Origin of the sequence: Ideonella sp. B508-1 (assembly GCF_000333615.1) — a bacterium.
GTDB lineage: Bacteria > Pseudomonadota > Gammaproteobacteria > Burkholderiales > Burkholderiaceae_C > Ideonella.
Map to the genome: position 1 here is coordinate 1 of NZ_BADL01000197.1, position 11,182 is coordinate 11,182.

The 11,182-nt window shown below is 70.1% G+C and carries 9 protein-coding genes; 3 read left to right on the plus strand and 6 right to left on the minus strand.

Going from position 1 to position 11,182, the window contains the following annotated elements:
• Positions 1-87: 87 nt before the first annotated feature.
• Complete coding sequence (locus I73_RS08680; RefSeq protein WP_022980248.1) at positions 88-432, plus strand: hypothetical protein; 345 nt, start codon at positions 88-90, stop codon at positions 430-432.
• 28 nt (positions 433-460) lie between these two features.
• Entirely contained in the window at positions 461-1,048 is a 588-nt protein-coding gene (locus I73_RS08685) for a GNAT family N-acetyltransferase (protein ID WP_022980249.1), read from the plus strand.
• Between the two features lie 4 nt (positions 1,049-1,052).
• On the opposite strand, the gene eutC is transcribed toward I73_RS08685, so the two are convergent.
• The 3 genes from eutC to eat are packed head-to-tail and all read right to left on the minus strand — an operon-like array spanning position 1,053 to position 4,624.
• Positions 1,053-1,820 carry an ethanolamine ammonia-lyase subunit EutC gene (gene eutC / locus I73_RS08690; protein ID WP_022980250.1) on the minus strand — a complete coding sequence of 256 codons (768 nt, stop codon included), beginning with the start codon at positions 1,818-1,820 and terminating at the stop codon, positions 1,053-1,055.
• 1 nt (position 1,821) lies between these two features.
• Positions 1,822-3,213 carry an ethanolamine ammonia-lyase subunit EutB gene (locus tag I73_RS08695; RefSeq protein WP_022980251.1) on the minus strand — a complete coding sequence of 464 codons (1,392 nt, stop codon included), beginning with the start codon at positions 3,211-3,213 and terminating at the stop codon, positions 1,822-1,824.
• Positions 3,214-3,229: 16 nt separating this feature from the next.
• Positions 3,230-4,624, minus strand: a complete 1,395-nt coding sequence (eat, locus tag I73_RS26950; protein ID WP_022980252.1) for an ethanolamine permease — start codon at positions 4,622-4,624, stop codon at positions 3,230-3,232.
• 175 nt (positions 4,625-4,799) lie between these two features.
• Between eat and I73_RS08705 the strand changes: the two genes are divergently transcribed.
• Complete coding sequence (locus I73_RS08705) at positions 4,800-5,786, plus strand: helix-turn-helix domain-containing protein (RefSeq protein WP_022980253.1); 987 nt, start codon at positions 4,800-4,802, stop codon at positions 5,784-5,786.
• A 442-nt stretch (positions 5,787-6,228) separates the two neighbouring features.
• On the opposite strand, the gene I73_RS08710 is transcribed toward I73_RS08705, so the two are convergent.
• The 3 genes from I73_RS08710 to I73_RS08720 all read right to left on the minus strand — a co-directional run.
• Positions 6,229-7,218, minus strand: a complete 990-nt coding sequence (locus I73_RS08710) for a transglutaminase family protein (RefSeq protein WP_022980254.1) — start codon at positions 7,216-7,218, stop codon at positions 6,229-6,231.
• Positions 7,215-9,836 (minus strand): circularly permuted type 2 ATP-grasp protein, encoded by a 2,622-nt coding sequence (locus I73_RS08715; protein ID WP_234409455.1) that lies wholly within the window; start codon positions 9,834-9,836, stop codon positions 7,215-7,217. The genes I73_RS08710 and I73_RS08715 overlap by 4 nt, the downstream gene beginning before the upstream one ends.
• A gap of 104 nt (positions 9,837-9,940) precedes the next feature.
• On the minus strand, positions 9,941-11,182 hold a 1,242-nt coding region (locus I73_RS08720; RefSeq protein ID WP_022980256.1), incomplete at its 5' end, for a transglutaminase family protein.

Sequence of the window (11,182 nt, forward strand, 5' to 3'; positions counted from 1 at the left end):
GCGGCGCCTTCCACCATCGGTCCGAGCATCAACCATATACGGACCTGCCCCCTTGAAACCTGAGTGCATGTCCGCAAATGTCATGACATGAGCACGATGCACGCCTTTGTTCTCCCCTCGCGTCTGAAGCCGGTCGCTGAGATTGCGGCCCTGCTGCAGCGACTGGAGGCCTCGCCCCTGCAGGTGAGCCCAGACCAGTACCGGCAGGTCGTGCAGCAGTTGCGACAGCAACTGGAGCAATTGTCGATGGATGATGCCCTCGACAAGCTGCTTCAGGCGTTTCCCGCGGCTGCAGTGGTTTACGAGAACCTTCACTACGAGCAGGCTGGCTTGTGCCGGGCCCCGTTGGAGATCTCGTTGAACGCTGAATTGAGCGCGGCGGCAGTGATCCGAGCCCTTCGCGCGGGTTCTGGTCGAGCGCCAGGCGCCTGAACGACTGCAAAAGTGGCAGGATGGCGCCATGGCTGCCCCTGCCCTGCATTTCCTGACTGCACCGCTGTGCCCGGAGCGGTGGTCTGACCTGGAAGACCTTTTCAAAGCACGGGGTTGCGCGCAGGCGCGCACTTGCTGGTGCATGTATTACCGACGCAGTGGAGAGCCGTTGGTGCCGCGGGGGCGTCGCAAAGCCGACGTGAACCACGACGAGTTCCAGGCCTTGGTGGACGCTGGCGTCTTCACCGGGCTGCTGGCTTATGAGGGGAAACAGGCCGTGGGTTGGCTGTCTTTCGGACCTCGCGAAGACTATGCCAAGCTCGCGCGCTCCCCGGTCATGAAGCCCGTCGACGAACTGCCAGTCTGGTCGGTCATCTGCTTCGTGGTGAGGCCGACCCACCGGGGCCAGGGCGTGGCTCGTGAGCTGCTGAGTGCGGCCAAGCAGGAAGCCCGAAAGCGCGGTGTGACGCTGGAGGCCTACCCCGTCGACAAAACCGGCCGGCTGGACGACGACACCCTGTGGTTCGGGCCGGCGTCGCTCTACGCCGAAGCCGGCTTCACCGAAGTCGCCCGACGCAAGCCGGAGCGGCCGGTGGTGCGGCTCCAGCCCCTTTGAGACCTCAGTCCACGCCGGGCAGCGCCCGCTCGTCGCTGCGGTCCTTCAAGCCCACCCCGGTCAGCTGCAATGTGCGGGCCGCTTCGGCCAGCCACCACAGCTTGCGCGCGGCTTCGGCCGGGGGCAGGCCTTCGGGGCGCACATTGGACAGGCAGTTGCGCTCGGCGTCGCTGCGCCCCACGCGCGGGGCGTGGGTCAGGTAGATGCCCAGGCTGTCGGGCGAGCTGAGCCCCGGCCGCTCGCCGATCAGCATCGCCACCTGCGCCACGCCCAGGCGGGCGCCGATGTCGTCGCCGATGGCCACGCGGGCCTGCGTGGCCACCACCAGCGGCCCCAGCGTCCAGCCCTCGGGCCGCTGGGCCAGCAGTTCCTCGACCAGCGGCACCGCCTGCCGCTCGATGGCCGCCGCCGACAGGCCATCACCGATCACCAGCAGCAGGTCGCAGGGGGCCGCTCCCCGCTCATCCAGCGCCCGGGCGCTGGCGGCGGACAACCGGCGCCCCAGGTCCGGCCGCAGCAGGTAGGTGGCCCGGTCGGCCGCCGCGCTCTGCACGGTCAGCACCTCGGGCCCGCCCAGCGCGGTCAGGCGCTCACTCAGGGCCGGCACGTCCAGGGGCAGGTGCACCGCGTCGCGGGCCTGGGCGTGGGCCGCGCCAAAGGCCAACAGCTCGCGCGTGGGCAGGCTGCCACCGGCGCGGCCCAGGCCCACCCGCGCCGGCGTCTGGGCGCGCAGCCCGGCCCAGGGATCGGGACGGATGAGATCGTTGGACACCTCAATACCCTCCAAAATGCTGCAGCAGCGGGTGTGCCGGCGTCACCGGCAGCAGCTGGCCGGCATCGTCGGTCAGGCCCATGCGCTGCAGCCAGGCCTCGAACTCCGGGGCACGCTTCAGGCCCAGCACCTGGCGCAGCATCAGCGCGTCGTGGAAGGAGGTGCTCTGGTAGTTGAGCATCACATCGTCCGCCCCGGGCACGCCGATCAGGAAGGTCACGCCCGCCGCGCCCAGCAGGGTCATCAGCGTGTCCATGTCGTCCGAGTCGGCCTCGGCATGGTTGGTGTAGCAGACGTCGCAGCCGATGGGCAGGCCCAGCAGCTTGCCGCAGAAGTGATCCTCCAGCCCGGCGCGGATGATCTGCTTGCCGTCGTAGAGGTATTCCGGTCCGATGAAGCCGACCACGGTGTTGCAGATCATGGGCTCGAAGGCCCGGGCCACGCCGTAGGCGCGGGCCTCGCAGGTCTGCTGGTCCACGCCATGGTGGGCGTTGGCCGACAGGGCCGAACCCTGGCCGGTTTCGAAATACATGACGTTGTCGCCCAGGGTGCCACGCTGGAGGCTCAGGGCCGCCTCGCGCGCCTCGCGCAGCACCGCCAGGTCGATGCCGAAGCTGCGGTTGGCCGCCTCGGTGCCGGCGATGGACTGGAACACCAGGTCCACCGGCGCGCCCTGCTCCATCGCCTTGATCTGGTTGGTGACGTGGGTGAGCACGCAGGACTGGGTCGGAATCTCGAAACGCCGGATCACCTCGTCCATCAGTTGCATCAGCCCGGTCAGCGGGCCCAGGCCGTCGCCGGCCGGGTTGATGCCGATGACCGCGTCACCCACGCCGTAGAGCAGCCCGTCCAGCGTGGAGATGGCGATGCCGCGGGCATCGTCGGTCGGGTGGTTGGGCTGCAGGCGCATGGCCATGCGCCCCGGCAGCCCCAGGGTGTTGCGAAAGCGGGTGATGACCCGGCAGCGCTGGGCGACCAGGATCAGGTCCTGGTTGCGCATCAGCTTGCTGACGGCCGCCGCCATCTCGGGCGTGATGCCGGCGCGCACCCGGGTCAGCGCTGCCTCGCCCTCGGGTGCCACCGCCTGGATCAGCAGCCAGTCGCGGAAATCGCCCACGGTGAGATGGGCGATCTCGGCGAAGGCGGTCTCGTTGTGGCGGTCCAAGATGAGGCGCGTGACCTCGTCTTCCTCATAGGGAATCAGCGCCTCGTTCAGAAAGGTGCGCAGCGGCAGCTCGGCCAGCGCCATGCGGGCGGCCATGCGCTCGGCGGCGGTGCTGGCCGCCAGGCCGGCCAGCACATCGCCCGAACGCAGCGGGCTGGCCTTGGCGAGCAGGGTCTTCAGGTCCGCAAAGGACCAGACCTGCCCGCCCAGGATGTGGGTGTATGCCATGCCAGCCAGTATCCGCTCAGCCTTGGGTCTGCACCACCTCGACGCTGACCACGGTCAGCTCGGCCACCGCGGCGCGGCGCTGGGCGGTGAAGAAGTGGAAGTACACCCAGGCCACCGCCATGGCACCCAGGAAGATGGCGCTCAGCAGCGTGTTGAACCAGACCATGGTGATCAGGCAGCCCACCGCCAGCACCAGGGCGATGGCCGGCAGCACCGGATAGCCGATGGCCGGGAAGGGACGGGCCAGGCCCGGCTCCTTGCGGCGCAGCACGAACAGGCTGGCCATGGACATGATGTACATGACGATGGCACCCAGCACCGACATGGTGACGATGTTGGCCGTCAGCGGCTGGCCGCCGATCACGATCAGCTGGTCGCTGAAGATGGCCAGGACGCCCACCACGCCGCCGGCCAGCACGCCCACCCACGGGGTGCCGAAGCGTGGATGCACCGCCGCCAGGAAGCCCGGCAGGTAGCCCGAGCGGGCCAGCGCGAAGATCTGGCGCGAATAGCCGAGGATGATGCCGTGGAAGGAGGCGATCAGGCCGAACAGGCCGATCCACACCAGCATGTGCAGCCAGCCGCTGTGCTCGCCCACGATCATCTTCATGGCCTGGGGCAGCGGGTCGTTGATGTTGGAGAGCTTGGTCCAGTCGCCGGCACCGCCGGCCAGGAACATCACGCCGGCCGCCAGGACCACCAGGGTCAGGATGCCGCCGATGTACGCGCGCGGGATGGTGTGGTGCGGGTCCTTGGCCTCTTCGGCCGCCATGGCCACGCCCTCGATGGCCAGGAAGAACCAGATGGCAAAGGGCACGGCCGCGAAGATGCCCGACCAGGCGGCGGGGCTGAAGGTGTCCGAACCCGCCCAGCCCTTGGCCACGAAGTTGGCCACCGAGAAGCCCGGCGCCACCACGCCCATGAAGACCAGCAGCTCGAAGATGGCCAGGATGGTGACGAAGAGCTCGAAGGTGGCCGCTGTCTTCACGCCGACGATGTTCAGCGCCATGAAGACCAGGTAGGCCCCCACCGCCACCCACTTCGGGTCCAGCGCCGGGAACTGCACGTTCAGGTAGGCGCCGATGGCCAGCGCGATGGCCGGCGGCGCGAAGACGAATTCCACCAGCGTGGCAAAGCCGGCGATGAAGCCGCCGGTGGGGCCGAAGGCGCGCTGCGCATAAGCGAACGGGCCGCCCGCATGCGGGATGGCGGTGGTCAGCTCGGTGAAGCTGAAGATGAAGGTGGTGTACATGGCCGCCACCAGGATGGTGGCCACCAGGAAGCCCAGCGTGCCGGCGCTGGCCCAGCCGTAGCTCCAGCCAAAGTACTCGCCAGAGATGACCAGGCCCACGGCCAGGCCCCACAGGTGCCAGGCGTTGAGCGCCGGCTTCAGTTGCCCAGGTTGACTCATTGCGTTCACTCCTCGCTCGATGCAATGGCGTGATGGTCCGCATCCAGGCCAGATCGGTCTATCGCAAATCGGCAAGCGGGCTGCGACTCACCCGAACGGCCGCCCAGCGCACACCGACCACGCCCGCGATGGCACATGGCTTGCAAGCGATGAGGCCAGCCTTCCGCATCACACCATGAGCCACGCCCCATCCCCGCGCCCCCAGCTGCAGCAGCGTTCGTCCCACGACGTGGACGAGCAGGCCACGCTGCTGCAGGGCTGGCAGCAGGACTACGTGCAGCTCTCCGCCGGGGCCTTCGAGGGCCGCTTCCTGGAGGCACGGCTGGCGCAGACGCACCTGTTTGTGGAGGACACCAGCCGCCGCCTGCTGCAGCGTGGTGCACGCCCGGCCGACCGGCTGGCCCTGGGCGTGCCGCTGTCGCTGGGTTGGGGGCCGGTCAGTTTCTGTGGGCGGACCGATTGGCAGGGGCCGGCCCGGGAGGCCCACTTCTGCAGCTTCAGCGGATCCGATGGCTTCGAGTTCATGACCCCCGAGGGCCTGTCCATGGCGGGGCTGGATCTGCCCCTGGCCGATCTGCTGGCCCTGGCCACCGAGGAAGACCACCCTGCCCTGTGGCGCCTGGCCACGCAGGCCGGGCTGCACCGGGCGGATCCTGCTGGCCTGCGCGCCCTGCAGGAGCAGCTCAGCAGTGCCCTGCACCTCATCAGCGCCCTGCCGGCCCGGCTGACCGATGAGCGCGCCTGCACGCAACTGCAGCAGGCGCTGATGTCCAACGTGCTGGCCCTGCTGCCGGGCAACATCGTCCCCACGGTGCCCCACCGCACGGCCCAGTTGGTAGCCCGGGCCCAGGCCTTTGTGCGGGACGACCCGGAGACGCCTCACACCGTGGCCACCTTGTGCCAGGCCCTGGGGGTCAGCCGTCGCACGCTCCAGGCCGCCTTCCAGCAGGTGACCGGACTGGCGCCCGCCGCCTTCCTGCGCACGGTGCGTCTGGCCGGTGCCCGGCGGGCGCTGAAGACGGCCCGCTCGGTGGCGGAAGCGGCCACCCAATGGGGCTTCTGGCACCTGGGCCTGTTCGCGCAGGACTATCGGGAGCTCTACGACGAACTGCCTTCACAAACCTGGCGCCGCCTGCACGGCGGGGCCACAGCGCTGCACTGAACCGGTCAGCGCCCCAGAGCGTGATGCGCGCAATGCGCAGCGACTGGCTCATGCCCTCGGAACAGCCATCGATCCACACCCCGGTATCCGGCTTGGCGTGGCTTGGACGGCGACTGCGCGGCCCGTCGTAGCTGGCCACCAGACCGGTGGCGGCGGCCCACTCCACCCGCACCGTGCCCGGCATGGTCTTGAAGCCCGACAGCCCCAGCTGGGGGCGCTGGCTGCGGTAGACCCGTTCCAGGCGGACATCGTCCAGCGACTCCTCGGCTGCGGCCAGCGAACATGCGGGCTGACCCGAAGGCGTGTCGTGCGCCCGGGCCTCTAGCGCCAGCAGCCCCCTTCGACGCGGGCCTTGGCCGCCAAAGCCAGCTGCCCGGTGATGCGCCATGGGGGCGTGCAGCCCCCGCCTGGGCGAAACCCCAGCAGGCCAGAGAATCGTTCATCACGTCTGCTTCGGCACGCTGCGCAGCAGCGGCAATTCATCCAGCGGGGCCACCGTCACGGCCACCCGCGGCAGGGCCCGCCCCCCGCCACGGATCACACCGCGCAGCGGCGCCACATCGGCATAGTCGCGGCCCCAGGCCAGGGTGACATGGTCCAGGCCCACCGGCACATTGTTGGTCGGGTCCAGGGCCAACCAACCATTGTCGGGGCACCAGACCGCCGCCCAGGCATGGGACGCGTCCGCCCCCACCAGCCGCGGCTGCCCCGGGGGCGGCTGGGTCAGCAGGTAGCCGCTGACGTAGCGCGCCGCCAGCCCCAGCGAGCGGCAGGCGCCGATCATCACGTGGGCGAAATCCTGGCAGACCCCGCGCGACAGGCTCAGCGCCTCGGTCGCCCGGGTGTTGACCGAGGTGGCCAGGGGTTGGTATTCGAAGCGCTCGTGCACCAGCGACATCAAGGCCAGCGCGCCTTCCAGCACGCTGCGTCCGGGCGTGAACGCCAGCCGGCCGAAGGCCGCCAACTGGGCCGAGCGCGGCACGAACTGCGAAGGCAGGGTGAACTCCACCGCCTCCGAGTGGGCCGCGCCGGCGTGGTAGCGCAGGGATTCGGCCACCTCCTCCCAGGCCGGGCTGCAGGCGGTGTCGGGCATCAGCGGCTCGGCCAGGCCCGCCTCGAAGGTGGAGCGCACCGTCAGCCGCTCATGCACACGGGAATGGCTGAAGGCCAGGCGCTGGTTGCCCCAGCTGTCCAGGCTGCGCTGGGCCGCCGGCAGGGCCGGGCCGTCTTCGGAGACCGCAGGCTCGCCGCGTTCCTCCTGCAGTTCCAGCCATTCGTCGGGCAGCGGGTCGATGCTCAGCGTCCAGCCGCGCACCTGCTGCACCTCGGTCGCGCGGGGCCCCAGATAGGCCACGTGGTGGGCCAGTTCCACCGGCGCGTCGTAGTCGTAGCGGGTCTCGTGCTGCACCCGCAGCCAGCGCAGGGACGTCATTGCCACACCATGCGTTCGATCGGCCCCACATGGGAGAACAGCTTGCGCCCGATGGCATCGGACACGGCCTGAGCCTGCACGCTGCAGGCCTGCAGCGCCTCCACCAGGGCGGGATGGGCGTGGTCGCCTCGGTCGGCGCTCAAGGCCTCCAGCGACCATTGCTCGGGCCGGGGCAATTTCTCCACCACCTCCTGCGCCCAGTCGGGCTCGTGGCGGGCCAGTTTCAGCAGGCGCTCGCGCATGGTGCGCCCCACCCAGGCCAGGGACCGGGGGTTGTCGGTGTCAAACACCAGCAGATGCAGCAAGGGAGGCACTTCGCGCCGGGCCTGGAAATGGGCCCGGTAGGTGATGGTGGAATCAAAAAGACCCAGCATCAGCGCGAAGCCGTCATCACAGCGGTGCAGGCCGTGCTCGAAGCTGCAGGCCAGGGCGTGCGACAGGAAGTCCAGGCGCTCGAGCTGACGCCCCACGCTGAGCAGGCGCCAGCCATCGTCGCGCGTCATGCGGTCGGTCTGGCCGCCGGTGATGGCCGCCAGATGGCCATCCGCCTGGGTCAGCGCCCCGATCACCTCGGTGATCGGATCGGTCGAGGCGGACTCGAAGATCGCCGAGAGCCGATCCTGGAACTGCTCGCCCACCTCCCGGATGAGCTGCCAGTGCTCCGGCGACAAGCGCTCGCGCAGCGCCTGGGCGCAGCCCTGCAGGGCCTGCAGGTTGAAGGCCACGCTGGTGGCGCCCCGGGTGTCACCCAGCGCGTGGACCAGCGAGCGTTCGAACACCCGCTGCGACTGCAGGGGCGAGGGCACGCTCTCCCCCACCAGGCCATGGCGGCGCGCCAGTTGGTCCAGCACCGTCAGCACGGGAGGAGAGGCCTCGTGCAGCGCGGCACCGGAGAGCGACTCCAGGGTCAGGCGGGCCAGGCGCACCGAGTTTTCTGCCCGCTCGGTGTAGCGGCCCAGCCAGAACAGGTTCTCGGCCGAGCGGCTGGTCACGCTGCGGTGCATCTGCGACAGGTCGGTCGCGCTCAGCGGCTTGGGCAGCAGGGTCGTCGGGTCCACCGGCCCGTCGGTCAGCACCCAGGTGTCGGCACTGGCGCTGCCCCGCTGCATGGACAGCCAGGGGTCGTGCAGGGCATCGCGCCGCGTGGCCACCCGCGTCATGCCGCCGGGCAACACCTGCCAGCCGCCCTGGCCATCGGAGATGGCGAAGACGCGGATCACCGCCGGGCGGGGTTCCAGCCGCCCCTCGTGCCAGACCGGCATCTCGGAAGGGCGACTGCGGGCCTGCAGGGTGTGGGCGGCAGGGTCGGACTCGATGCGCCCGGCCAGGCTGGCGCGCGCGCTGGGCGCTTGCGTGGCCGCCAGCACGGGGGCAAAGCTGTGGGTGGTGTCGCTGCCCGGGAAGGTGGGCGCGACCACGAACTCCTCCAGCCGGCCCTTGTGGGTGTCCCACACCGTCTGTTCGCCGCACCACCAGCTGGTGGCGCTGGGCAGCGCCAGCTCCTCGCCCAGCAGGTGACGCGACACCCCGGGCCAGAAGGCTGCCAGACCGGGGCTCTCCAGCCAGCCGGCACCGGGCGCATTGGCCACCACCACCTCGCCGGCCCGCAGGGCCTGCACCAGGCCGGGAATGCCCAGGGCGGAGTCGGGGCGCAGCTCCAGCGGGTCCAGGTACTCGTCGTCCACCCGCCGCAGCAGGATGTGCACGCGCTCCAGCCCGCGCAGGGTCTTCAGGTAGAGCCGGTTGGCCCGCACCGTCAGGTCGCCGCCTTCGACCAGGGTGATGCCGAGGTAGCGGGCCAGGAAGACATGCTCGAAATAGGTCTCGTTGTGCGGCCCCGGCGTGAGCAGCACCGCGCGGGAGGTCTCACCCGCAGGCGAGATGCGCATCAGCCCTTCCATCAGGGTCTGGAAGCTGGCCGCCAGACGCTGCACGTGCAGGTCACGGAAAGCTTCGGGCAGTTGCTGGGAGACGATCAGCCGGTTTTCGATGAGGTAGCCCAGGCCCGAGGGCGCCTGGGTGCGCTGCTGCAGCACGCGCCAGCTGCCATCCGGGCCGCGTGACAGGTCGAAGGCCGCCACGTGCAGGTGCACACCGCCCAAGGGCCTGGCCCCGTGCAGCGGGCGCAGGTACTGCGGATGGCCCAGCACCAGCGAGGTCGGCAGCAGGCCCAGGTCCAGCAGGCTGCGCTCGCCGTAGATGTCGGCCATGGCGGCATTGAGCAGCCGCGCCCGCTGGGACACCCCCTGCTCGATGGCCACCCAGTCGTCGGCGCCGATGAGCATGGGCAGCAGTTCCAGCGGCCAGGGCCGGGTGGGCTGGTCCGGGTCGTCGTAGACGTTGTAGGTGGCCCCGTCCTCGCGCACCCGGTGGCGCAGGCGGTCCAGCCGGGCAGGCAGGTCCTGCCAGCCTTCCACGCCGGTGGAGGTGAAGAAGCGCTGCCAGATCGGCGCCAGCGGTCCCGCGGAGCCCGCACCTTCGTTGAGCCGGCCGGTCAGCTCGTCGAAATGCCCCTCATCCCCGCGCTGCAAGGCCCCGTGGGCCAGGGCCACGGGGTCCAGGGGCTCGTCCGACAGCAGGCTGGGCTGCTGCGGCGGCAGGGGAACGATGGCGGGCACTCCGGAAGACATCCCGTGATCATGCCTTGCCGGGCCAGCGCCCGGGCTCGGGGGTGGCCCTTTCCACTCGGTCATGTGTCACGGAAACATCACGAAACGCCGCCTCAGCGCCCGGCCCTGCGCAGGTCCAGCGTGAACGGGAATTCCAGGCTGCGCTCGGCCTCGGCCACCACCATCTGGCCCGGCGTGTGCCCAAAGGGGAAGAAGCGCGCCAGACGGCGGCTCTCGGCCTCGTAGGCGTTGACCGGGAAGGTGCTGTAGTTGCGGCCGCCCGGGTGTGCCACGTGGTATCGCCCGCCGCCCAGCGAGCGCTGGGCCCAGGTGTCCACCAGGTCCACCGTCAGCGGCGCATGCACGCCGATGGTCGGATGCAGGGCCGAGGGCGGTTGCCAGGCGCGGAAGCGCACGCCAGCCACATACTCGCCGGCCCGGCCGGTGGGCTGCAGCGGCAGCGTGACGCCGTTGACGGTGACTCGGTGGCGCGGGTCCACCAGGCCGCTGATCTTGACCTCGATGCGTTCCAGCGAGGAATCGACGAAGCGCACCGTGCCGCCGGCCGCTCCCTCTTCGCCCATCACATGCCAGGGCTCCAGCGCGTTGCGCAGCACCATGTGCACGCCCCGGGCCGCGATCTCGCCGATCTTGGGGAAGCGGAACTCGAAGTGCGGTGCGAACCAGGCGGTATCGAAGGCATAGCCGGCCCGCTGCATGTCCTCGATCACGTCCTCGAGGTCCATCTGGATGAAGGTGGGCAGCAGGAAGCGGTCGTGCAGCTCGGTGCCCCAGCGCACCAGCGGCGCGCGGTAGGGCTCCTTCCAGAAGCGGGCCACCAGCGAACGCAGCAGCAGTTGCTGGACGATGCTCATGCGCGCATGCGGCGGCATCTCGAAAGCGCGCAGCTCCAGCAGCCCCAGCCGGCCGCTGGACGAATCCGGCGAATACAGCTTGTCGATGCAGAACTCGCTGCGGTGGGTGTTGCCGGTGACGTCGATCAGCACGTTGCGCAGGCTGCGGTCCACCAGCCAGGGCGGCATGTTCTCGCCATAGACGGCCTTGTTGCGCTCGATCTCGCCCAGGGCGATCTCCAGCTCGCGCAGTTGGTCGTTGCGGGCCTCGTCCACCCGCGGGGCCTGGCTGGTGGGGCCGATGAACAGGCCGGAGAACAGGTAGCTCAGCGCCGGGTGGTTGTGCCAGTAGGCCAGCAGCGAGGCCAGCAGATCCGGCCGACGCAGGAAGGGGGAATCCGCCGGCGTGGCGCCGCCCAGGACGAAGTGGTTGCCACCGCCGGTGCCGGTGTGGCGCCCATCGAGCATGAACTTCTCGGTGGACAGGCGCGAGCGCCAGGC

What these genes read in the sequence shown, in the direction of transcription:
- I73_RS08680 (WP_022980248.1), top strand. Translation starts at nt 88, where the DNA reads ATGAGCACGATGCACGCCTTTGTTCTCCCCTCGCGTCTGAAGCCGGTC.
- I73_RS08685 (WP_022980249.1), top strand. Translation starts at nt 461, where the DNA reads ATGGCTGCCCCTGCCCTGCATTTCCTGACTGCACCGCTGTGCCCGGAG.
- I73_RS08695 (WP_022980251.1), bottom strand. Translation starts at nt 3,213, where the DNA reads ATGGCATACACCCACATCCTGGGCGGGCAGGTCTGGTCCTTTGCGGAC.
- eat (WP_022980252.1), bottom strand. Translation starts at nt 4,624, where the DNA reads ATGAGTCAACCTGGGCAACTGAAGCCGGCGCTCAACGCCTGGCACCTG.
- I73_RS08705 (WP_022980253.1), top strand. Translation starts at nt 4,800, where the DNA reads ATGAGCCACGCCCCATCCCCGCGCCCCCAGCTGCAGCAGCGTTCGTCC.
- I73_RS08710 (WP_022980254.1), bottom strand. Translation starts at nt 7,218, where the DNA reads ATGACGTCCCTGCGCTGGCTGCGGGTGCAGCACGAGACCCGCTACGAC.